The sequence below is a fragment of the Cohnella sp. 56 genome (assembly GCF_037963805.1).
Taxonomy (GTDB): domain Bacteria; phylum Bacillota; class Bacilli; order Paenibacillales; family Paenibacillaceae; genus Cohnella.
Window position 1 is genome coordinate 69,120 of sequence record NZ_JAZDQE010000005.1, and the last position, 22,477, is coordinate 91,596.

Sequence of the window (22,477 nt, forward strand, 5' to 3'; positions counted from 1 at the left end):
GGATGCGGCCATGTTGACGGTGAGGAACGCCGCCTTTCGCAGAGTGCTGGCAAGAGGCGCGCAGCTGTACGGCGAGGTGGAGGTGCTGACCGATCACCCCAGGGCCTCCCGGCTCCTCGCGTACTTCCGCAAAGAGGAGGACGGCAGATTGCAGCTCGTGCGCATCATGCGCGAGGATGCCGATCCGGCCGCCGACGCCGCTGAGGGCGGCGCCTTCACGGCTGTCGCAGACGTCACGGAGCTGATGTTCAGCGGACCGGATCATGCTGCGGGTGAGGACAGGCATGTGTTCGGCAGGCAGATCGCCGCGATCGGCGAAGTGCGCGAGGCGCTCGAGCGACATTTGTAAAGAGGGGTTAGCCGTATCGGAAGGAGGGGAAAACGAATGTCGGGCAAACGCAAGAAAAACAAAGGGAACAGCTATGCCGAGCGCGGAGAGGAATTCGCCGAGGCGGTCATCAAGTCTACGGAAGGCAACCATCCGGCGCAGAACGCGCCTGCGACGCCGCACAATCGTTGAATCAGGACTGGTGAGTGCAACTTGGCGTCCATGCTTTTCGTCTTATTTTCCATCATAGGAAAATAAGGGAGCATTCGGCATGGGATTGATGTGGAGAGGCAATCGGACAGCGCGGCGGATAGGGATCGCCGCGCTGCTCGTCATGGCGCCGGTCTGGCTGTCGGCCTGCGGCGCGAAGGAAGATGCCCGTACGGCTGTGGACAGCGCTTGGTCGGCATCCATGGTGCTGCTGCCTGATGAAGGCGCGAGTCCGACGGCCGCTGCAGGCTCGCCGGGGCAGGAGAGCGCCGGGCAAGCTCCGGAGGCGGGGCAGGCTTCGGCATCGCCGCCGGCCTTGCCGGCGGCAGAGCAGGGAGCCGCGCGCACGGTCACGTTCGCGGGTGCGGACGGGGCGGAGGTGACGCTGCCCTTGATCGGCGTCCCGACGGATTACGGCGTGGATATGGGCGGCGGTCCGCCCTCGTTGCTCCCTGCGGCGGAGCTTGCTGCGCAAGCGGTCGTCGTGCCTGCCGATCAGGCAGGGGAGCTGGCGCTATTCTGGATGAATCTCGGATATGAAGATCGCGGGTTCATGATGCTGGCGCCGAAGGGATGGAGCGTCCGTGGCAGCGTCGGCGCGAACGGCTCGTTCGGCATGCATGCGGAGCATCCGTCCGACGCCGGACAGTTCCTCGATACGATCGATACGGCAGGCGGCTGCCAGGGATGCGCGATCGCCAATATCGGGGCTTACTTCCCGGATCTGGCGAAGTGGGCTGAGGAGCAGGGCTTCACGCCCGATCGGCCGATGGACTACCTGAAGACGCGCGACATCGGCGAGCGGATGATCGAGTTCGAGCAGTCGCACGAACCTGCGGCGGATGGCTACGGCGTGCTGGGCGCGGCGTACGAGGAGCACGAGGGAGGCGCCTTGTTCCGCACCGCGAGGACAGGATACGCGCAGGATGGGCGCGCGCTCGCCGAGACGATGATCGCTTATTACGAGTGGATGTATGCGGACAAATAATAATGAAGAGACGCCGGGAGCGGCTTATGCCGCCCGCCGGCGTCTTCGCGTTCATGCGGCTTACTTCAGCGCGGTCAGAATGACGCCGACGGTGATGAGTCCGATGCCGATGCCGTTCAGCAGCGTGATTTTCTCGCCGAGGAACAGGAAAGCCAGCAGCGCCGCGATGACGACGCTCAGCTTGTCCACCGGACCGACCTGCGCGACCTTGCCGTATTTGAGCGCGAGAAAATAGAACATCCAGGATACCGCTCCGGCTACGCCGCTCAGTGCGACGAACGAGAGCGCTTTTTTGTGCCCCCAGACCGTACCGAGCTCGGCCCATTTGCCCTGCACGACGACGACGCCGAGCATGAATACCGCCATGATGACGGAGCGCATCGCAGTCGCGGCGTTCGAGTCGATGTTTTGCAGTCCGATCTTGCCGAATATCGCGACCAGTGCGGCGGCCAAGGCCGAGAGCAATGCGTAGATGAGCCACAAGCCCATATTGATAATAACTCCTTTCCAGGTACCTTCGCACACTGGGACATCGCCGTCACAACCGCAGGCTATCGGTGTTATAATGGATCATAAAACAGCATGAACGGATATGTTCCGGCAGCATGGAGGCAGACGGCTTTGGCACATTTGTACTTTAAGTATGGCACAATGAACAGCGGCAAGTCGATCGAAATCATCAAGGTCGCCCACAACTACGAGGAGCAGGGCAAACGCGTGCTGCTGTTCACGCCGGCCATCGATACCCGCATCGGAGAAAACCTCGTCGGCTCGCGCACGGGCATGACCCGTCCGGCGATTCCGGTGCACGGCGATACCGATCTGTTCGAGCGCGTCCGGCAGGAGCAGAGCGGCGACGGCCCGCGCATATACTGTGTGCTTGTGGACGAGGCGCAATTCCTGAGCAAGCGGCAGGTGCTGGAGCTCACCTACATCGTCGACGAGCTGGACATCCCGGTCATGGCGTTCGGCCTCAAGAACGATTTTCGCAACGAGCTGTTCGAAGGCAGCTACAACCTGCTCGTCAATGCCGACAAGATCGAAGAGATCAAGACGATCTGCTGGCACTGCGACCGCAAGGCGACGATGGTCGTCCGCTCGGTGAACGGCGTCCCGGTCAACGAAGGCGACCAGATTATGATCGGCGGCAACGACGATTACAAGCCTGTATGCCGCAGATGCTACCGCAAGACGTTTCAGGGCGGGCTCTGAGCGCCCGCCGCCTGCATTCGGCCCTCCGGCGTTTCCCATCGGGAAGCGCGGAGGGATTTTTGCGTGGAGCGCGGATCAATCCGGCAGGGCGCGGACTGCCAGAGATAGATGAAGCGGCCGATGGGTGAGCGTACGAAAAAAGACCGCGTGTCCTCTTCAAAGGACATGCGGTCTTTAAGCAATCATAGTTAAATTCGCGATAAGATGCGTCCCAAGAGGGATTCGAACCCCCGACCGCACGCTTAGAAGGCGTGTGCTCTATCCAGCTGAGCTATTGGGACACAGCTTGATTATATTACCACAGAAGGGGAGCATCGCTCAAGAGCAAATTTAAATTTTTACGAATCGTCGGTTGGCTGCAGCACCAGCATCTTGCTCATATGCCTGAACGGATGACCGTTGATTTCGATGCGCTTATCTTCCTCGAAGCCTAATCTCGCGTACAAGGCGTACGCTTGGTCCTTGTCGACATCGACGTTCAGCCCGATCCTGCCATATCCCCGGCGAGCGGCCTCCGCCTCCGCGTGGCCGATTAGCGTCTTGGCGCAGCCGCGACCGCGATAAGCCGGGAACACGGCCAGCGCGTCGATGTAATACTCGTCCGTGTCTGCCTCGCGTTCCTGCACGACGCCGTGAATGCCGGCGCCACTCAGCTTCTGCGCGACGGGCGCGTACAATGCCTCGGCCTCACCCCCGCCGTAGCACAGAATCGTGCCAGCCACTTCGTTGTCTCCGTCCGCGAGCAGTGCATGGCGCTCGGCGCTGAATCGGTTGCCGGGATTGCGATAGTACTCGGCGAGTCCCGCGAGCACCGCCTCTTCGGTCCGTCCGCCCGTGAGCCGCCAGGCGATATCGCCGATCGCCAGCAGCACGAGCCGCGATACGGCCTCGGCGTCCCCGCTGCCTGACTGTCTGATATGCATCTCCATTTCCCCCTTATACTTTTCGCAGAAATAAAAAAGCCTCTGCGGATACAGAGGCTCCCGGATCGCTATAGGTAGAGCGGATGAGGGGAATCGAATCCTCGTCTCAAGCCTGGGAATTTTATGTTTCCCGCCTGATCTATACTTAATACTGAAGTAAAATGCCTGAACAATCAAGAAGCTCCTATTTATTCCTCATCTTCGGGAATTACTCTGATCGCAGCGGATGCTATCGCTGTATCGGACCTTGTAGTAGTTATAATAATTGTACAAACCGAGCTGTGCGCTGGCGGCACGGGGCACGGTCTGGGCTTCGAACGTCTCGAGCGCGGTGGCGCTGACGTTGGACTGATTGCGGTAACCGAGAATTTGTCCGATATAGTAGCCCGGCAGACCCGAGCTTCGCCTCCATGTGAACAGCGAGCCCGGATAGTCGTACGATAGCCCTGTCCCGTTTGCATTCGGCTGAAATGCCGTTCGAGCATACGGTATGATCGTAACGGTCGTATCGCGGTTGACGGCCCACATCTGATTGATCGTCGACACGATCGCCCGCTTGGCCTGCACGAACTTCGTGCTGCCGCCGGATATCATGCTCGAAGTGACATCCAGCATGAAAACGACGTCGAGCGGATGGGATGGAAAATATTCAAAGCCGCGGCCTTCGCATCGATCTCGAGTGTCACGGTCGCGACGCAGTCGCACTCTTCCGACGATTCAAGCGTCGCGCCTTTAGAGATTCGAAGCAGGGCTGTATTGGAGACCGTGCCTCCCTGCCCCTGATTCAACGCGGCGTCGAACAGTATGGAGCTTCCCGAGCCGATTCAGTATCCCGGCGCAGCGGGATCGTCGATACGTAGTGATTTTAATATAGCCGTATAAAAACAGAAAAAGCCTTGCTAAGCAAGGCCTCGAATTCGTATGCGCATGGAGCGGGTGAAGGGAATCGAACCCTCGCCTCAAGCTTGGGAAGCTGGCGTTCTACCATTGAACTACACCCGCGTAGCAGTAGTATAATAGCACAGCTCGGCAGGTTTAAGCAACGCGCCGCTTTTTTATTTAAGCCGCCTTCATGATATAATTCGGTGAATCGGCCGGGATGCGTACGGCGGGCGGCAAGAGAGTGAGTTAGGAAGGGGTTCGCGGCGTGTCGGACTTCACGCAGGACAATCTGGTCTTGTTCCCCAAGACCTTGGACTACTATCAGATACAATTGACGCGGATGCTCGAGACGGAGCGCTACGGCGAAGCCAAGGGGCTGCTCGGTTTCCTACTGCAATGCGGCGGCGAAGCGGAACGCTATCATACCGAATGGCAGGCGCTGCTCGGATGGCTGGAGGCGGCTTTTCCGGAGGCGCTCGCGGACAACTCGCAGACGTTCGGGGCTGAGCACAACAGCGCTGACGAAGACGATGGCGACGACGACGTCGAGGCGGCGCTCAGGCAGCGGGTCGTCGACCGGGCGGCCGAAGATCCGGAATACGCCGGGCGCCTGATCTCGATTCTTGACGGCGACGAAGACCCGGAGCAGCAGCTGCTGGCGCTCGGCCAGCTGGCTTATCTGCCCGGTCCGGAAGTCGAAGCCGCGCTGCGGCGGTGGCTGTCCGAGCGCGAGCGTCATCCGCTCGTACAGTTCCGCGCCCTGCAGACGCTCCGCAGATTCGGGGCGACGGATACGGCGGCCGTGCTGCGGGACGGCGAGGAGCTGTTATTGGAGATCGATGCGACGCCGCTATCGTTCGAGGAGTTTCCGCCGGCCGTGCTGGAGGTGCTCGAGCGGCTGAGCCGGATGGCCGAGGTGTCGGATCCCGCGCTGTCCTACTTTGCGGACGAGATGTGGCGCGAGTGCGTGCAGGCGGCGTACGGCTCCAATGTGTTCAAGTGGATGATGGAGGCGGACGACGGCGCTACCGACCTGTGGGCGGCGGCTCTGCATCAGTATTTGCTGGAAAAACTCCATGGCCAAACCGGCGAAGAGTCGACGCGCGAGCAATACGGCATTACGGGAGAGTTGAGGTTCCGTTACGAGCAGGCGCTTCGCTGGCTTCGGAACTACGGGGCGGACAGGGTGTGAGAGGCGTGTTTTTGCCTTGAATTCCCGGTCCGGATTAGTCTATAATAGAATGGTTTATGTCAATCGGCCGCGTATGGCGGCAAGACGTCTTCGGAGGGATTGAATATTATGCAAGCAAAATGGGAAAAAATAGAGAAGAACGTCGGCGTTCTGGAAGTTGAGATCGACGAGGCTCAAGTAGCCGAAGCACTGGACAAAGCGTTTAAGAAAGTCATTCAAAAGGTAAACGTCCCCGGCTTCCGCAAGGGCAAAGTACCGCGCGTGATTTTCGAATCCCGCTTCGGCATCGAGAGCCTGTATCAGGATGCGATCGATATTCTGCTGCCGGGCGCTTACGGCGAAGCCGTCGAGCAGACGGGCATCGTGCCGGTCGACCGTCCCGAAGTGGATGTTGAGCAGTTCGGCAAGGGACAAGCGTTCAAGTTCAAGGCCAAGGTAACCGTGAAGCCCGAAGTCCAGCTGGGCGAGTACAAGGGCCTTGAGGCGCCTGCCGCCGATTCCGAAGTGAAGGAAGAAGAGATCGCGGCAGAGCTCGAGCGTCTGCAGAACCGCCATGCCGAGCTGGTCGTCGTCGACGAAGGCCCTGCGCAGAACGGCGACACGACGATCATCGATTTCGAAGGCTTCCTCGACGGCGAGCCGTTCGAAGGCGGCAAGGGCGAGCGCTATTCGCTCGAACTGGGCTCCGGCTCCTTCATCCCGGGCTTCGAGGAGCAAGTCGTCGGCCTGAACATCGCCGAGGACAAGGACATCAACGTCACGTTCCCGGAGAACTATCAAGCCGAGAACCTGGCCGGCAAGGAAGTCGTCTTCAAGGTCAAGCTGCATGAGATCAAGCGCAAGAGCCTGCCGGCGCTGGACGACGAATTCGCGAAGGACGTCAGCGAGTTCGACACGTTCGACGAATACAAAGCCGACCTGTCGAGTAAGCTGAAGGAGCGCAAGGAAAAGGAAGCCGAGGCCGCTAAGGAAAACGCCCTTATCGACAAGGCCGCCGAAGGCGCCGAGCTGGAGATTCCGTCCGCGATGATCGACACCGAAGTCGACAGCATGCTGAAGGACTTCGAGAGCCGTCTTCGCATGCAAGGCATGACGCTGGAGCTGTACTACCAGTTCAGCGGCCAGGACGAATCCGCGCTGAGAGATCAGATGCGCGCCGACGCCGAGAAGCGTGTCCGCAACAATCTCGTGCTCGAGGCGATCGCGAACGCCGAGAACCTGGAGATCTCCGAAGAGGAGCTGTCCGAGGAGCTGGACAATCTGTCCAAGATGTACAACCGCTCCGCTGACGAGCTTCGCACCATCTTCGGCTCCAACGGCTACATCGACACGCTGAACGCGGACCTCAAGGTTCGCAAGGCCGTCAAGTTCCTGGTGGAGAACAGCAAGACCGCATAATCGCCGATTCCGTTCCCCGACCCGGGGGAGGACAGGCATATATAGATGGGGCACGTGATCGTCACGTGCCTCATTTTTAACCCTACATAAGCGCCGGAGGCGCCCTTTGTTCGCCGACATGACATTCGGGTATGAACATGTTAGAATATTACCGACAAAGCTGAAGTCCATTTCAGAAAAGAGGTTGGCGCGTATGGCATTGGTCCCTATGGTCGTTGAACAGACCAACCGTGGAGAGCGGTCTTATGACATCTACTCGCGGTTGCTGAAGGACAGAATCATATTTCTAGGCAGTGCGATTGATGACGATGTCGCCAATCTCATCATGGCCCAACTGTTGTTCCTTGCCGCTGAAGACCCGGAGAAGGACATCCATCTTTACATTAATTCCCCCGGCGGTTCGGTGACGGCCGGCATGGGTATTTACGATACGATGCAGTATATCAAGCCTCCCGTGAGCACGATCTGCGTCGGCATGGCCGCGAGCATGGGTTCCCTGCTGCTGACGGCCGGTGCGCCGGGCAAGCGCTTCGCGCTTCCGAACAGCGAGATTATGATTCACCAGCCGCTCGGCGGCGTGCGCGGGCAGGCTTCCGATATCAAGATTCATGCTGATTGGATCGTCAAAACCAAGGAGAAGCTGAACAAGATCTACGTAGAACGGACCGGCCAGCCATATGAGAAGATCGAGCGGGACACCGACCGCGACAACTTCATGAGCGCCGACGAGGCGCAAGCCTATGGGCTGATCGACAAGGTCATCTCTTCTCCGACCAACGTATAAGGAGTGATTCCATGTTTAAGTTTAACGACGAGAAGGGCCAGCTGAAGTGTTCCTTCTGCGGCAAGTCGCAGGATCAGGTTCGCAAGCTGGTAGCCGGACCGGGCGTCTATATATGCGACGAGTGTATCGAGCTGTGCACGGAGATCGTAGAGGAGGAGCTCGGCCACGAGGAAGAGCTTGATCTGAAGGATATTCCGAAGCCGATCGAGATCCGCAACATTCTCGACCAGTATGTCATCGGCCAGGAGCAAGCGAAGAAGTCGCTCTCCGTCGCCGTCTACAATCACTACAAGCGCATCAACTCCCAGAGCAAGATCGAGGACGTCGAGCTGCAGAAGAGCAACATCATGCTCGTGGGTCCGACGGGTTCGGGCAAGACGCTGCTGGCGCAGACGATGGCCAAGATTCTGAACGTGCCGTTCGCGATCGCCGACGCCACTTCCTTGACGGAAGCGGGCTATGTGGGCGAGGACGTCGAGAATATCCTGCTCAAGCTGATCCAGGCTGCCGACTATGACGTTGAAAAGGCAGAGCGCGGCATCATCTACATCGATGAGATCGACAAGGTGGCGCGCAAATCCGAGAACCCGTCGATCACCCGCGACGTCTCGGGCGAGGGTGTGCAGCAGGCGCTGCTGAAGATTCTCGAAGGTACGGTCGCATCCGTACCTCCGCAGGGCGGCCGCAAGCATCCGCACCAGGAGTTCATCCAGATCGATACGACGAACATTCTGTTCCTGTGCGGCGGCGCATTCGACGGTCTTGAACAGATCATCAAGCGCCGGATCGGCAAGAAGGTCATCGGCTTCAGCGCCGCGCTCGAAGGCCAGAAGGAACTCAAGCCGGGCGAATATCTGTCGCTCGTGCAGCCCGAGGACCTGCTGAAGTTCGGCCTGATCCCCGAGTTCGTCGGCCGTCTGCCGGTCATCTCCTCGCTCGAGCCGCTCGACGAGGCTGCGCTCGTGCGCATTTTGTCCGAACCGAAGAATGCGCTCGTCAAGCAGTACCAGAAGCTGCTCGAGATGGACAACGTCAAGCTCGAGTTCGAGCAAGGCGCGCTCGAGGAGATTGCGCGCGAAGCGATCAAGCGCAACACGGGCGCCCGCGGTCTGCGCGCCATCATCGAGGGCATCATGCTCGAGGTGATGTACGAAGTGCCGTCCCGTGACGACGTCAATTCCTGCGTCATCACCGAGAAGGTCGTGCGCGACAAGATCGCGCCCGAGCTGTCGAACAAGAAGGCCAAGAAAAAAGAAGAGAGCGCCTAAGCGCCTTTATTCCGCTTAAGTTCCACCCCGCCCCCTCGCGTTCGTCGTGCGGAGGCGGGGTGGTCTTATGCCATATAGGGAGAATGGGAACTATGTACTTGCGTACGGATACAGTGCCGGTCCGCGTGGGCAATCTGACGATCGGCGGCAACAATCAGGTCATCCTGCAGAGTATGTGCACGACGAAGACGGCCGACGTGGCCGCGACGGTAGCCGAGATCAAGCGTCTCGAGGAAGCCGGCTGTCAGATCGTGCGCGTGACGGTGAACAACAAGGAAGCGGCTGCGGCGATCAAGGAGATCAAGCGACAGATCAGCATCCCGCTCGTCGCCGACATTCACTTTGATTACCGGCTGGCGCTGCTCGCGATCGAGAACGGCATCGACAAGGTCCGGATCAACCCGGGCAACATCGGTCGCCGGGAGAAGGTCGAGGCGGTCGTCAAGGCGTGCAAGGACAAAGGAATCCCGATCCGGATCGGCGTCAACGCCGGTTCGCTGGAGAACCATCTGCTCGAGAAGTACGGTTATCCGACTGCCGATGCGATGGTAGAGAGCGCTCTGTTCCATATCGGCATTCTCGAAGAGCTGGACTTCCACGATATTATCGTCTCTCTCAAGGCATCCGACGTGCCGATGGCCATCGAAGCCTACACGAAGGCTGCGCAGGTCATCAAGTATCCGCTGCACCTGGGCATCACCGAGGCGGGCACGCTGTTCTCCGGCACGGTCAAGAGCGCTGCGGGACTCGGCGTGCTGCTGAACGCGGGCATCGGCAACACGATGCGCATCTCGCTCAGCGCCGATCCGGTCGAGGAGATCAAGGTCGCGCGCGAGCTGCTGAAGACGTTCGGCCTGATTACCGATGCGCCTACGCTGATCTCTTGTCCGACATGCGGGCGGCTCGACATCGATCTGTTCGCCGTCGCCAACGAGGTCGAAGAATACTTGTCCAAGCTGAAGGTGCCGATCAAGGTGTCCGTGCTCGGCTGCGCGGTCAACGGGCCGGGCGAAGCGCGCGAGGCGGATATCGGTATCGCGGGCGCGCGCGGCGAAGGCATGCTGTTCCGCTATGGCGAGATGATCCGCAAGGTGCCGGAGGCCGAGCTTGTCGGCGAGCTGAAAAAAGAGATTGATCATATCGCGGCCGTCTATAGCGAGACGGGCGAGATTCCCGGCCGTAAGCAGCATGCGCCGAAGCCTAGCTCCGGAGCGGATGCAGGCGTGGGCGCAGGCTCCGGCACCCTATGAGAGCCAAGCTTTTCTGGCTGCTGATGGCAGGCGCGCTGCTGCTGGTGCTGGCCGCCTGCACCCGTCAAGGCGGGAGCGCTTCGGATGCCGACGGCTCGGTCGCCGCGCATGCAGGGCACGCGACGAGCGGCGATTCGCATGCAGGGCATACGACGAATGCGCCCAATGGCGACCTCCGCGAGGAGACGGCATCCGTCGACGCGCTGCCCGGCTTCCTCGACGAGGAGGCTGACCAGGTGAAGCTGGCCTACATCGCGGCCTCCAAGCTCCAGGATACGCTGCAATACATCCCTTGCTACTGCGGCTGCGGTCAGAGCGCGGGCCACAAGAGCAATCTGGCGTGCTTCATCGCCGGCGTCCGCGAGGACGGCAGCGTCATCTGGGACGATCATGGCACGACCTGCGGCGTCTGCCAGCAGATCGCGTTGCAATCCGCCCAGAAAAAATCCGAAGGCATGAGCGATCTGCAAATCCGCCAGTGGGTCGATGCGACTTACGGCGCGGGCGGATACGCAGACCCGACGGATACGCCGCTTCCGCAAGCTTGAATTCACATGCTCGGCAGAGCCCTTCCATACGGGAGGGCTTTTTTCATGCTGTTATGAACCCCGCTCGTCCGCGATTCTGCCGCCGTTGCACGATTCTGCCGTGTATCTCGCCCGCTCAGCCGCGATTTTACCGCCGTTGCACGATTCTACCGTGGATCTCGCCCACACGTCCGCGATTTTGTCGCCGTTGCACGATTCTACCGTGTATCTCGCCCTGTCGTCCACGATTTTGCCGCTGTCGCACGATTCTATCGTGTATCTCGCCCGCTCGTCCACGATTTTGCCGCCGTTGCACGATTCTGCCGTGTACCTCGTCCGCTCAGCCGCGATTTTGCCGCCGTTGCACGATTCTGCCGTGTATCTCGCCCACACGTCCACGATTTTGCCGCTGTCGCACGATTCTATCGTGTATCTCGCCCGCTCGTCCACGATTTTGCCGCCGTTGCACGATTCTACCGTGTACCTCGTCCGCTCAGCCGCGATTTTACCGCCGTTGCACGATTCTGCCGTGTATCTCGCCCACTCGTCCGCGATTTTGCCGCCGTTGCACGATTCTGCCGTGTATCTCGTCCGCTCGTCCGCGATTATGCCGCCGTTGCACGATTCTACCGTGTATCTCGCCCTGTCGTCCGCGATTATGCCACCGTTGCACGATTCTACCGTGTATCTCGCCCACTCGTCCACGATTATGCCACCGTTGCACGATTCTACCGTGTATCTCGCCCGCTCAGCCGCGATTATGCCGCCATTGTGCGATACTATCGTGTATCTTAGCCCCCACATCACGTAAGCTCGACGTATTCACGCAGTTGTGCCGCGCCAACGCCACCGATCTACTTTCCATTGACAGCAATTACCCACCGAAGTCTCCCGCACGCGCCGATGTGCTTCCCAACGACAGCACTCCGCCAGCCGTCACCTCAACACGTAGTTGGATCACCCCCACACCAAGGTGTAGATGCCGGCGCTCCCGGGTAAAGAAGGGGAGGCGTGCGCACAAGCGCCTACCTGACAGAGGGAGGAATGCGAGATGGCGAACGTAACGCTGGACGAGCAAATGCAAGTCTGCATCAAAGCATGCTTGGCGTGCGCGATGGCGTGCAACGAGTGCTATGACGCTTGTCTGAGAGAAAAGGATATTGCAATGATGCGCGACTGCATCCGTCTCGATCGCGAATGTGCGGACTTGTGTGCGTTCACGGCGCAGGCGATGACGATTCGCAGCAGCTATCAGGGCGAACTATGCTTGCTGTGCGCCGAAGCTTGCCAGCGATGCGGCGAGCAGTGCGCGAAGCACGAGCACGATCACTGCCGGCGCTGTGCGGAGGCTTGCTTTAATTGCGCGGAGGCGTGCATGCAGATGGCTCACGGCATGAGCGCGGCGCAAGGTGCGCACGCCGGCGTCTAACAACCGGACGCGAGCCGCAATCGCCAGCTGCCAACCTCATCCTCGCATGACTATATCCGGCTGCAAACGGGCAATACTAAAAATTATGCTGCGCGTTTGCCGGTGAAGTAGACATGGATATCCATGACGCAAGGAGAGGATGAGGTTTATGGCACTGGGCACCGTTTTGATGCTCGTTCAAGTTTTTTTTGCCGTCGTAATCGGGATTTACTTTTGGAATCTGCTCCGCAATCAGAAAACGAATAAATCCGCGGTCGACCGGGAATCGCGCAAAGAGATGGATAAGCTGCGCAAGCTGCGGTCCGTATCGCTGACCAAGCCGCTGTCGGAGAAGACGCGCCCGGCTTCGATGGGCGACATCGTCGGACAGCGGGAAGGGCTGCGCGCCATGAAGGCCGCGCTGTGCAGCGGCAATCCGCAGCATGTCATCGTGTACGGGCCGCCCGGCGTCGGCAAGACGGCCGCCGCGCGCGTCGTGCTGGAGGAAGCGAAGAAAAATCCGGCATCGCCGTTCCGTCTGGAGGCGAAGTTCACGGAGATCGACGCCACGACCGCCCGCTTCGACGAGCGCGGCATCGCCGATCCGCTGATCGGCTCGGTGCACGATCCGATCTATCAAGGCGCCGGCGCGATGGGTGTCGCGGGTATTCCGCAGCCGAAGCCCGGTGCGGTCACCAAGGCGCATGGCGGCATCCTGTTCATCGACGAGATCGGGGAGCTGCATCCGATCCAGATCAATAAGCTGCTCAAGGTGCTGGAGGACCGCAAGGTTTATCTCGAGAGCGCCTACTATCATGCGGAAGATCCGAATATTCCGCTCTATATTCATGATATATTCCAGAACGGGCTGCCTGCGGACTTCCGCCTCGTCGGCGCGACGACCCGGTCGCCGAGCGAACTGCCGCCCGCGCTGCGGAGCCGCTGCATGGAGATCTACTTCAGGCCGCTGCTGCCGGCCGAGATCGGGGAGATCGCGCAGAACGCGATCGCGAAGCTCGGCTTGCCGGGCGATCCCGAAGCGATAGAGGTCGTCAAGCGCTACGCCACCAACGGCCGCGAGGCCGTGAACATGATCCAGCTGGCGGCGGGACTCGCGCTCTCCGAGAACCGGCAGCGCATCGCCGCTTCCGATCTGGAGTGGGTCGTGAACAGCAGCCAGCTGCCGCCGCGCCCGGACCGCAAGGTGCCGGACAGGCCTCAGGTCGGTCTCGTCAACGGTCTTGCCGTGTTCGGCCCGAGCATGGGCGCGCTGCTCGAGATCGAGGTGACGGCCATCCGGGCGCTGCCCGGCAAAGGATGCTTCACGATCACCGGTGTCGTCGAGGAGGAGGAGATCGGCGGCGGGCAGCGCACGCTGCGCCGCAAGAGCATGGCCAAGGGCTCCGTCGAAAACGTGCTGACCGTGCTGCGTCTGTTCGGACTCCGGCCAGAGAACTACGATCTTCACATCAACTTCCCCGGCGGCACGCCGATCGACGGACCGTCCGCCGGCATCGCCATGGCGGTGGCCATCGCCTCGGCCATCACGGAGCAGCCGGTCGACAACAAGCTTGCGCTGACCGGCGAGATCAGCATCCACGGGCGCGTGAAGCCTGTTGGCGGCGTGCTCGCCAAGGTCGAAGCCGCCTTCCAATCCGGCGCGAATACGGTGCTGATCCCGAAGGAAAACTGGCAGATCATCTTCGAAGGGCTCGAGGGCGTCAAGGTCGTACCCGTCGAGACGGTGGAGGAGGTGTTCATGCATGTGTTCGGCGAAGCCCCGCTCAAGCTGCCGGGCGATGCCGAGACGGCGGACAGACAGCCGTCCGCGGAGGCGTATGCCGCGCCCCCGCTGTCCATCCTGCACGCAGGATCGCCGGCGCCTGCAGGTGCGCCCGACAGCGCGCGTCCCCAGCTGCACGGCGATGGACGCCAGGCTCCCGGAGCCGGCGTCTGACTTCCGATGTCGGTCAGATTCAGCGCCGTCCTTGGGGGCGGCGCTTTGTCGTGAACGACGTCCGTACGACCTGTGCGACAGGTGCAGCATGCCTGACCGAACCAGGATCTGGACGAACTGCCGCGGCCGTTTTTTGCGGCGGGCTATGACTAATGATACAATAACTGAAGGGTTCGCCGAAATGTGAGCAACGCAATGGCTGCCCTAACCATACCGGGCCACGCCGCTTGCGGCTAGGCTTGAGGAGGTGCCGTCCTTATGGCTTCGAACAAGACGAAGAGCCGTTCACTGCCTTTGCTGCCGCTACGCGGGCTGCTCGTCTACCCCAGCATGGTACTGCATCTGGACGTAGGCCGCGAGAAGTCGATCAAGGCGCTCGAGCAATGCATGATCGACGATCACATGATTCTGCTCTGCTCGCAATCCGAGATCAATATCGAAGAACCGACGCAGGAGGATATTTATCGCGTCGGCACGATCGCCAAGGTCAGGCAGATGCTGAAGCTGCCGAACGGCACGATCCGCGTGCTGGTCGAGGGTGTCGTCCGCGCGGAGATCGAGCAGTATTTGCCCAATGACGGCTTCTACGAAGTCGTCGCCCGGGAGCTCCCGGAGCCCGATTCGAACGATTCCGAACTGGATGCGCTCATGCGCGCGGTACTCAGCCAGTTCGAGCACTATATCAATTTATCCAAGAAGGTCACGCCCGAGACGCTCGCCGCCGTGTCCGACATCGACGAGCCTGGCCGCCTGGCGGACGTCATCACCAGCCATCTGTCGCTCAAGATCAAGGACAAGCAGGAGATTCTCGAGACGGTCGAGGTGCGCAGCCGCCTGGAGAAGCTGCTCGACTTCCTGAACAACGAGCGCGAGGTGCTCGAGCTCGAACGCAAGATCAGCCAGCGCGTCAAGAAGCAAATGGAGAAGACGCAAAAGGAATACTATCTGCGCGAGCAGATGAAGGCGATCCAGAAGGAGCTCGGCGAGAAGGAAGGCCGTGCGGGCGAGGTTGAGGAGCTGCGCGGACAGCTCGAGGAGAAGAAGCTTCCCGAGAAGATCGCCGACAAGGTCGAAAAGGAAATCGATCGCCTGGAGAAGATGCCGGCCTCTTCGGCCGAGGGCGCGGTCATCCGCAACTATATCGAGTGGCTGCTGGCGCTCCCCTGGAACACCTTTACCGAAGATCATCTCGACCTGTCCAAGGCCGAACAGATTCTGGAGGAAGCCCACTCCGGCCTCGAGAAGCCCAAGGAGCGCGTGCTCGAGTATCTGGCCGTGCAGCAGCTCGTCAAGAAGCTCAAGGGGCCGATCCTCTGCCTCGTCGGACCTCCGGGCGTCGGCAAGACGTCGCTCGGGCGCTCGATCGCCGCATCGCTGGGCCGCGAGTTCGTGCGCATCTCGCTCGGCGGCGTCCGCGACGAGGCCGAGATCCGCGGCCATCGCCGCACCTACGTCGGCGCGATGCCGGGCCGCATCATCCAGGGCATGCGCACCGCCGGTTCGATGAATCCGGTGTTCCTGCTTGACGAGATCGACAAGATGGCGAGCGACTTCCGCGGCGATCCGTCGTCCGCGATGCTCGAGGTGCTCGATCCGGAGCAGAACGCCACGTTCAGCGACCACTATATCGAGACGCCGTTCGACCTGTCCAACGTCATGTTCGTGACGACGGCGAACGTCGCCCATCAGATCCCGCGTCCGCTGCTCGACCGGATGGAGGTGCTCTACATTCCGGGCTACACGGAGCTGGAGAAGCTCGAGATCGCGACGCGCCACCTGCTGCCCAAGCAAAAGCGCGATCACGGCCTGGAGGAGGATCAGCTTCAGATCGACGAGGATGTGCTGATGCAGCTCGTGCGGGGCTATACGCGCGAATCCGGCGTGCGCAACCTGGAGCAGCAGCTCGCCGCGATCTGCCGCAAGTCGGCGAAGATCATCGTGGGCGATCCCGCCTCCGCGCCCGTCGTCGTAGACGCCGCCAAGCTCAAGGAATTCCTCGGCCCGTCCAAGTTCCGCTACGGCTTGGCCGAGCTCGAGGATCAGATCGGCGCCGTCACGGGTCTCGCCTGGACGGAGGTCGGCGGCGATACGCTCGTCATCGAGGTGACGGTGATGCCAGGCTCGGGCAAGCTGACGCTGACCGGCAAGCTCGGCGACGTCATGAAGGAATCGGCGCAGGCCGCGTTCAGCTATACGCGCAGCCGCTCGATCGCGCTCGGCATCGATCCGCAGTTCCACGAGAAGAACGATATTCACATCCATATTCCCGAAGGCGCGATTCCGAAGGACGGTCCGTCGGCGGGGATTACGATCGCGACAGCCTTGATCTCGGCGCTGACGAACCGTCCGGTCAACCGCGAGGTGGCCATGACGGGCGAGATCACGCTGCGCGGAAGGGTGCTGCCGATCGGCGGGCTCAAGGAAAAGTCGCTCGCCGCGCACCGCGCCGGCATCAAGACGGTGCTGCTGCCCAAGGATAACGAACGCGACCTGCGCGACATCCCGGACAGCGTGCGCACCGAGATGACCTTCATTCCGGTCGCGCATATGGACGAAGTGCTCGAACACGCGATGGCTACCAAGCTGAGCGACCTGCCCGGCGAGGGCGAGCCGCTCTCGGCCGAAGTAGCGCTGCCGCCGGAGCGCGGCAGGGAAGAGCTTCCCCCGATGGGGACGCATTGACGGGAGTGTACCGCCTTATATGAAGATCAAGTCCAGCGAATTCATCATCAGCGCAGTAGGACCCAAGCAATATCCCGTTGACGGCTTGCCGGAGATCGCTCTGGCAGGCCGTTCCAACGTGGGCAAGTCCTCGCTGATCAACCGCCTGCTGCTCAGGCGCAACCTGGCCCGCACCAGCTCGCAGCCCGGCAAGACGCAGCAGCTCAATTATTACCGGATCAACGACGAGATGTACTTCGTCGACGTCCCCGGCTACGGCTATGCCAAGGTGTCCAAGTCCGAACGCGAGGCTTGGGGCCGCATGATCGAGAGTTATTTGCGCCAGCGCGAGGAGCTTCGTCTCGTCATTCAGCTGGTCGATTTGCGGCACCCGCCGACGGCGCTCGATGTTTCCATGTACGAATGGCTGTCCCATTACGATATTCCGCTCTGCGTGGTCGGCACCAAGTCGGACAAGCTCTCCCGCAATCAGGTGGCGAAGCACGGCCGGATTATGCGCGAGACGCTGGGGATGCCGAAGGGCGCACCGTTCGTTTTGTTTTCATCTGAGACCGGAGAGGGTAGAGATGAGTTATGGCGCATTATCGCCCACGCAGCGGGTATTCCCATTGCTTCCCCTTCTGAATCGCAGCATGAACGGCAGGAAACCGAGGATAACGGTTAATTGCACGGTTCAATGCCGGGAGGAATCGATTTTTACGGCTTTTTTCGGCTAAATCGGGTTTTCTTCGAGAGATAAGATCGAGCCGGATGTCGTATAATTAAGAAGGCAAGGAATCATCACCTTCGTGAACAAAATGGAATTGAGGAGATTTTTATGGCTAAGCGGGTAGCCACAGAGTATGTAAACGCCAGTCTGACATTGACAGAAGCCGAGATGCGAAGCTTAACCACCCTGTGCGGTACGCAGCAGCTGCGCCAGCAGATCTTTGTGCTGGAGAACGGCAACCAAGAGATGGTTCTAGAAGACGAAGCCGGCGGTGAATCTATCCGCTTAACGTTTGAGCGCCGCGGCGGCAGTTATCGTTGTACTTTATCCTGCAGGGTCGTCCAGCCCGGTCTCACCGACGCGCTGCGCAAGATGGTGTCCTCGTTCAAGGGAGATGCCGTCGTCAATCGCATTTATCCAGGTTTTACGATGGTTTATCATTACTTAGGCGGCAAGGTCGTACGTATCGTCGAATGCAAGGGCGACGCGATCCGCACCGTATTCGAGCATGAGAGCGCACTGTCTGCGATGGAATCCCGTTACAAGCTGTGTTCGGTCGAAGAGGAGATCGCGATCGTGCGCAGCGCCGTCAACGAGCTGCTCGACCTGCGCAACTCGGTGACGGACGCGGAGCGGATCGCGGCGATCGACGAGCGGCTGCGGCATCACAGCAGGCTGCTGTTTGCGCTTGAAGCTTAAGCTATCATAACGGATTTCGAAACCGACAGCCCGCCGATTTCCGGCGGGTTTTTCGTTGCCGGGGCGCTTTCGGCCCCTGATATGCGGGTGCGGAATTTCGCATGAAAATAATAGTTGCATTTCACCCGGATAGATGTTATTTTTAATCTCGTTGACAAAACAATAGGAACCAGGATTCACTCAGGAATGGAATGCGATTGTTCTGCAGATTCCCTCGAGAAGTGAATGACGTAGGTCCTAGCGGATGAAATCAGCTTCACATTTTATTCCTAGGAAGGGGGAACCGAACAGTGGAATACTCTACTTTCGGACGGCACGTTGCGGTTGATACCTGGGGGGTCGACTTCGATCTTCTGAACAGCGCTGAACTTCTCCAATCGCACATGGTGGAGGCAGCCGAAGCTTGCGGAGCAACCGTTCTCTCGGTTCAAGCCAAACAATTCGAGCCGCAGGGCGCGACGGTTCTCGTCATGCTGTCGGAGAGCCATCTCTCCATTCACACGTATCCTGAGCGTGGTTTTGCCGCGATCGACTGCTATACTTGCGGCGAGACGGTCGATCCGCAGCTCGCGATCGACTACATGGTCAATGTACTCAAGCCTAAGAGCACCTACGCCAAGAAGCTCATTCGGGGCGTCGGCGAGATGCAGGTCGAAGAACCAGCTATCAAACAAGCCGAATTGGTGTAAGAGAGTTAGAGAGCCTAACGACGATGATGAAGCATGTTAGCCATGGGGCTTTGTCCCCATGGCTTTTTAAATGCGATTCGTTCGGATGATTGCAATCGGCTTCCGCGCGCGTGCAAGGAATATAATTTGTCTTTGGCGTCGACAATAGGTACCGTTGGCAATCGCGGGATGTCGCACAATTTTCAATAATTGTTCAAAGTCCGCCATAATAGCTGTGCTATAATAAGTCCTAGTTGAGGACAAGCCGCTGCGCTTGCTCCTATTGTTACTGGCTTGGATCGGTCCATCCTTAAGGAAAAGGCAGGTGAATTCCCGTGCATCTCATAGTCGTCGGCTTGAACTACAAGACCGCCCCGGTAGAAGTTCGGGAACGCTTTGCGATTCCGGAGGATCAGCTGCCGCTGGCGCTCGATGCGCTGAAGGAGACGACCGGCATACTCGAATGCGTCATCGTCGCCACCTGCAACCGGACAGAGCTGTACGCGGTCGTCGACCGGCATACGCTGTGCGGGCATTATATCCGCTCCTTCATGGAGCAATGGTTCAAGCTGCCGCGCGAGACGTTTAATCGCCACCTGTACATGTACGAGGACGATCAGGCCAATCGTCATCTGTTCCGCGTCGCCTGCGGCCTCGATTCGATGGTTATCGGCGAGACGCAGATTCTCGGTCAGGTGCGGGACGCGTTCTTCCTCGCGCGCGAGCGCAAGGCCACGGGCACGCTGTTCAACCGCCTGTTCCAGCAGGCGATCACGGTCGCCAAGCGGGCGCATACCGAGACGTCGATCGGCGAGAGCGCGGTATCCGTCAGCTATGCGGCCGTAGAGCTGGGCAAGCGGATCTTCGGCCGCTTCGACGACAAGAAGATCATGATCCTCGGCGCGGGCAAGATGAGCGAGCTCACGGCACAGCATCTGACCGCCGGCGGCGCCAAGGAAGTGTACGTCGTGAACCGCACGCTGTCGCGCGCGGCAGAGCTCGCGGACAAGATGGGCGGCAAGGCGATGTCGATGGACGAAGCGATGCGGCGGCTGCACGAAGCCGACATCGTCATCAGCAGCACGGGAGCCAGCCGCTTCGTGCTCGGACGCGAGGATGTCGTACAGGCGATGAAGAACCGGAAAAAGCGTCCGCTGTTCCTGATCGACATCGCAGTGCCCAGAGACATCGATCCGGCCTGCGCGGAGCTGTCCGGCGTCTATCTGTACGACATCGACGATCTCGAAGGCATCGTCGAGAGCAATCTGGAGAAGCGCAGGCAGGAGACGGTCGCGATCGACGCGATGATCGACAGCGAGATGGAGTCGTACCGCCAGTGGTACGCGACGCTTGGCGTGAGTCCGCTCATCCGCGGCCTGCAGGAGAAGGCGGCCGGCATTCACGAGGATACGCTCGACAGCCTGCTGCGCAAGCTGCCTGAGCTCGACGAACGCCAGGTCAAGGTCATCCGCAAGCTGACCAAGAGCATGCTGACGCAGATGATCCACGATCCGATCCTTCGGGTCAAGGAGCTGGCCGCCGAGAAGCGCAGCGAAGCGTCGCTCGACTTGTTCGTGCAGCTGTTCGCGCTCGAGGAAGAGGTCAAGCGCCTCAAGGAAGAGGCGCGAGAGGCGGAGAAGGCGCGTCTTGCAAGCAGGGAGACGGCTGCCTCCCAGCAGGCGGTCTCTGCGCCTGCGGAGCCGCATTCTTTTTTGGCTCAGTTGGCCGGCGCGCTTCGTTGATCGCAAGCGCCGGCTCGGCCGGATCCGGGGAGAGGCGGAGGCGGAGCCATGTTGACCAATAGCTGGCTGACAGATGCTATCATGTATATATATGCCCTGAGTCTGCTGTTTTTCGTATCCGATGCCGCCTACGGCAACCGGAGCGGGAGACGGATCGGCACAGGGCTGCTTGTTTTTGTCTGGCTCCTGCAAACCGGCTTTCTCGCAGATTTGCTCATTCGCCGTCTGGCCGTTCCCGAGGTGACGATTCACGACTACGCGTTTTTCGTCTCGTGGCTGCTCGTGTCCGCATCGTTCGCGGCCAACCGGATGGTGCGGGCGGAGCTGCTCGTGCTCCTCGTGAACGCGGTCGGATTCGCCGTATTGGGCCTCAACCTGCTGGAGCGGCCGCAGCGCGAGGTCGTCCTGGCGCCCTCGGAGGTCGCCAGGCGGCTGCTCGTGCTGCATGTGAGCCTGATTACCGTGGCGTTCGCGCTGTTGACGATCTCTGCGGTGTGCGGGGCCATGTACCTGTTCTTAAACTATCGGTTGAAAAGAAAGAAGTGGGGCAGGCTGATGAGCCGTATGCCCAGTCTGGAGACGATCGATCGGTATGCGTTCCGCGCGGGCGTGTTCGGCGTGCCTCTCCTCCTGCTGGCGCTGTCGACGGGTACTGCCGCGCTGATCGCGGACGCCCGCTACGGCGAGCTGCTGGACGAGAAGGTGCTGCTGTCATTCGTAGCCGGCGCCGTCTATGTCGTCTATCTATTGCGCCGCTTGATGAGCAGGGACGACCCCGGACGCTGCATTCTGTGGAATTCGCTAGGCTATTTGTTGCTTGTCCTCGACCTGTTCGCCAATTCGCTCTCTTCCTTTCATTAATCGCTATAATACGAGGAGTGAACCGCGATGAAGCGGTATTATCCGATGATGATATCCGTAGAAAGCAAGCCGTGCCTCGTCGTCGGCGGAGGTGCGGTGGGGGAACGGCGGGTCGGCGGTCTGCTCGAAGCAGGCGCGTCGGTGAGCCTGATCTGTCCGGAGATCGTATCGCCCAGGCTGTCGGAATGGAAGGAAGCGGGCGCGATCCGTCATCTGCCCAAGCCGTTCGCGCCCGAAGACCTCGAAGGCGTCTTGCTCGTCGTCGCGGCGACCGACAAGGACGAGTTGAACGATTGGATCTGCGACGAAGCGCGTCTTCGCAACATACCGGCGAACTCGGCTTCGGATGCGGGGCGCGGCAGCTTCATCGTGCCGGCATCCGTACGCAGAGGCGGCTTGCTGCTGGCAGTCACGGCGTCCGGCGCAGGGCCGGCGTTGGCATCCCGCATCGCGGAGGAGCTGAGGGCGCGTTACGGCCCCGAGTATGCGGGCCTGACGAGCAGGCTGGACGCCGTGCGCGCCGAGATCAAAGCCGGCGTCGCGGACAAGTCGGAGCGCCGCCGGCTGCTCCGGGCGGCGGTGAGCGATCGGGCGATCGAGGCTTGGCTGTCCGATGCCGAGCCGCCGGAGGCCGAGCGCCTGCTGGGGCTGCTGCGAGAATGGGCGGACACGCCCTGACCCGCGGAGGACGGCGCTGCCGGCAGCTTGGGTGCGGCTCCGGAATATGAGACAATGATAAATATTTGTCGTTCGAGGAATGGCGGCAAGGAAGCATACATTGGGGGAATT

The 22,477-nt window shown here is 60.3% G+C and carries 23 protein-coding genes and 2 tRNA genes; 19 read left to right on the forward strand and 6 right to left on the reverse strand.

Annotated features, from left to right (window positions below; genetic code table 11):
- Positions 1 to 10 precede the first annotated feature (10 nt).
- From VQ071_RS10970 to VQ071_RS10980, 3 genes are all read left to right on the forward strand, one after another.
- Entirely contained in the window at positions 11 to 349 is a 339-nt protein-coding gene (locus tag VQ071_RS10970; protein ID WP_340514044.1) for a hypothetical protein, read from the forward strand.
- Positions 350 to 385: 36 nt separating this feature from the next.
- Positions 386 to 520, forward strand: coding sequence for a hypothetical protein (locus tag VQ071_RS10975; RefSeq protein WP_340514045.1), 135 nt, complete (start codon positions 386 to 388; stop codon positions 518 to 520).
- Positions 521 to 599: 79 nt separating this feature from the next.
- A complete protein-coding gene (locus tag VQ071_RS10980; RefSeq protein WP_340514046.1) occupies positions 600 to 1,526 on the forward strand; it encodes a DUF4850 domain-containing protein in 927 nt (308 codons plus the stop codon).
- A 60-nt stretch (positions 1,527 to 1,586) separates the two neighbouring features.
- On the opposite strand, the gene VQ071_RS10985 is transcribed toward VQ071_RS10980, so the two are convergent.
- Positions 1,587 to 2,015, reverse strand: coding sequence for an EamA family transporter (locus tag VQ071_RS10985; RefSeq protein ID WP_340514047.1), 429 nt, complete (start codon positions 2,013 to 2,015; stop codon positions 1,587 to 1,589).
- Positions 2,016 to 2,147: 132 nt separating this feature from the next.
- Between VQ071_RS10985 and VQ071_RS10990 the strand changes: the two genes are divergently transcribed.
- The gene (locus tag VQ071_RS10990; RefSeq protein ID WP_340514048.1) at positions 2,148 to 2,738 is read left to right on the forward strand and encodes a thymidine kinase; all 591 of its coding nucleotides are present in this window, start codon (positions 2,148 to 2,150) and stop codon (positions 2,736 to 2,738) included.
- A 207-nt stretch (positions 2,739 to 2,945) separates the two neighbouring features.
- Here the strand turns inward: VQ071_RS10990 and VQ071_RS10995 are convergent.
- The 4 genes from VQ071_RS10995 to VQ071_RS11010 all read right to left on the reverse strand — a co-directional run bounded on the left by VQ071_RS10995 (position 2,946) and on the right by VQ071_RS11010 (position 4,663).
- Positions 2,946 to 3,019, reverse strand: a tRNA-Arg gene (locus tag VQ071_RS10995).
- Positions 3,020 to 3,076: 57 nt separating this feature from the next.
- Positions 3,077 to 3,661 carry a GNAT family N-acetyltransferase gene (locus VQ071_RS11000; RefSeq protein ID WP_340514049.1) on the reverse strand — a complete coding sequence of 195 codons (585 nt, stop codon included), beginning with the start codon at positions 3,659 to 3,661 and terminating at the stop codon, positions 3,077 to 3,079.
- A 195-nt stretch (positions 3,662 to 3,856) separates the two neighbouring features.
- A complete protein-coding gene (locus VQ071_RS11005; protein ID WP_340514050.1) occupies positions 3,857 to 4,276 on the reverse strand; it encodes a hypothetical protein in 420 nt (139 codons plus the stop codon).
- 313 nt (positions 4,277 to 4,589) lie between these two features.
- A tRNA-Gly gene (locus VQ071_RS11010) sits at positions 4,590 to 4,663 on the reverse strand.
- 145 nt (positions 4,664 to 4,808) lie between these two features.
- Here VQ071_RS11010 and VQ071_RS11015 point away from each other — a divergent pair.
- The 6 genes from VQ071_RS11015 to VQ071_RS11040 all read left to right on the forward strand — a co-directional run bounded on the left by VQ071_RS11015 (position 4,809) and on the right by VQ071_RS11040 (position 10,983).
- Entirely contained in the window at positions 4,809 to 5,735 is a 927-nt protein-coding gene (locus VQ071_RS11015; protein WP_340514051.1) for a HEAT repeat domain-containing protein, read from the forward strand.
- A gap of 108 nt (positions 5,736 to 5,843) precedes the next feature.
- Positions 5,844 to 7,133 (forward strand): trigger factor, encoded by a 1,290-nt coding sequence (tig, locus tag VQ071_RS11020; protein ID WP_340514052.1) that lies wholly within the window; start codon positions 5,844 to 5,846, stop codon positions 7,131 to 7,133.
- A gap of 193 nt (positions 7,134 to 7,326) precedes the next feature.
- Positions 7,327 to 7,917 carry an ATP-dependent Clp endopeptidase proteolytic subunit ClpP gene (clpP, locus tag VQ071_RS11025; protein WP_271752810.1) on the forward strand — a complete coding sequence of 197 codons (591 nt, stop codon included), beginning with the start codon at positions 7,327 to 7,329 and terminating at the stop codon, positions 7,915 to 7,917.
- 11 nt (positions 7,918 to 7,928) lie between these two features.
- On the forward strand, positions 7,929 to 9,185 hold the full coding sequence (clpX, locus tag VQ071_RS11030; protein ID WP_340514053.1) for an ATP-dependent protease ATP-binding subunit ClpX: 1,257 nt from the start codon (positions 7,929 to 7,931) through the stop codon (positions 9,183 to 9,185).
- Between the two features lie 92 nt (positions 9,186 to 9,277).
- Positions 9,278 to 10,435 carry a flavodoxin-dependent (E)-4-hydroxy-3-methylbut-2-enyl-diphosphate synthase gene (ispG, locus tag VQ071_RS11035; RefSeq protein ID WP_340514054.1) on the forward strand — a complete coding sequence of 386 codons (1,158 nt, stop codon included), beginning with the start codon at positions 9,278 to 9,280 and terminating at the stop codon, positions 10,433 to 10,435.
- The gene (locus VQ071_RS11040; RefSeq protein ID WP_340514055.1) at positions 10,432 to 10,983 is read left to right on the forward strand and encodes a PCYCGC motif-containing (lipo)protein; all 552 of its coding nucleotides are present in this window, start codon (positions 10,432 to 10,434) and stop codon (positions 10,981 to 10,983) included. Before ispG ends, VQ071_RS11040 begins: the two co-directional genes overlap by 4 nt.
- Positions 10,984 to 11,034: 51 nt before the next feature.
- Here the strand turns inward: VQ071_RS11040 and VQ071_RS11045 are convergent, their stop codons facing one another.
- Positions 11,035 to 11,667 carry a hypothetical protein gene (locus VQ071_RS11045; RefSeq protein WP_340514056.1) on the reverse strand — a complete coding sequence of 211 codons (633 nt, stop codon included), beginning with the start codon at positions 11,665 to 11,667 and terminating at the stop codon, positions 11,035 to 11,037.
- Positions 11,668 to 12,013: 346 nt separating this feature from the next.
- Between VQ071_RS11045 and VQ071_RS11050 the strand changes: the two genes are divergently transcribed.
- The 9 genes from VQ071_RS11050 (at position 12,014) to VQ071_RS11090 (ending at position 22,366) form a co-directional block, all read left to right on the forward strand.
- Positions 12,014 to 12,391, forward strand: a complete 378-nt coding sequence (locus tag VQ071_RS11050; RefSeq protein ID WP_340514057.1) for a four-helix bundle copper-binding protein — start codon at positions 12,014 to 12,016, stop codon at positions 12,389 to 12,391.
- Positions 12,392 to 12,539: 148 nt separating this feature from the next.
- Positions 12,540 to 14,327 carry an ATP-dependent protease LonB gene (gene lonB, locus VQ071_RS11055; protein ID WP_340514058.1) on the forward strand — a complete coding sequence of 596 codons (1,788 nt, stop codon included), beginning with the start codon at positions 12,540 to 12,542 and terminating at the stop codon, positions 14,325 to 14,327.
- 258 nt (positions 14,328 to 14,585) lie between these two features.
- Positions 14,586 to 17,009 (forward strand): endopeptidase La, encoded by a 2,424-nt coding sequence (lon, locus tag VQ071_RS11060; protein ID WP_340514059.1) that lies wholly within the window; start codon positions 14,586 to 14,588, stop codon positions 17,007 to 17,009.
- 19 nt (positions 17,010 to 17,028) lie between these two features.
- Entirely contained in the window at positions 17,029 to 17,673 is a 645-nt protein-coding gene (yihA, locus tag VQ071_RS11065) for a ribosome biogenesis GTP-binding protein YihA/YsxC (RefSeq protein WP_340514060.1), read from the forward strand.
- A 153-nt stretch (positions 17,674 to 17,826) separates the two neighbouring features.
- Positions 17,827 to 18,417 carry a non-ribosomal peptide synthetase module gene (locus VQ071_RS11070; protein WP_340514061.1) on the forward strand — a complete coding sequence of 197 codons (591 nt, stop codon included), beginning with the start codon at positions 17,827 to 17,829 and terminating at the stop codon, positions 18,415 to 18,417.
- Between the two features lie 290 nt (positions 18,418 to 18,707).
- Positions 18,708 to 19,106 (forward strand): adenosylmethionine decarboxylase, encoded by a 399-nt coding sequence (gene speD, locus VQ071_RS11075; protein WP_271752818.1) that lies wholly within the window; start codon positions 18,708 to 18,710, stop codon positions 19,104 to 19,106.
- 314 nt (positions 19,107 to 19,420) lie between these two features.
- Complete coding sequence (gene hemA / locus VQ071_RS11080) at positions 19,421 to 20,827, forward strand: glutamyl-tRNA reductase (protein ID WP_340514062.1); 1,407 nt, start codon at positions 19,421 to 19,423, stop codon at positions 20,825 to 20,827.
- Positions 20,828 to 20,875: 48 nt separating this feature from the next.
- Complete coding sequence (ccsA, locus tag VQ071_RS11085; protein ID WP_340514063.1) at positions 20,876 to 21,688, forward strand: cytochrome c biogenesis protein CcsA; 813 nt, start codon at positions 20,876 to 20,878, stop codon at positions 21,686 to 21,688.
- 27 nt (positions 21,689 to 21,715) lie between these two features.
- Entirely contained in the window at positions 21,716 to 22,366 is a 651-nt protein-coding gene (locus VQ071_RS11090) for a precorrin-2 dehydrogenase/sirohydrochlorin ferrochelatase family protein (RefSeq protein WP_340514064.1), read from the forward strand.
- The last annotated feature ends 111 nt before the right edge of the window (positions 22,367 to 22,477 follow it).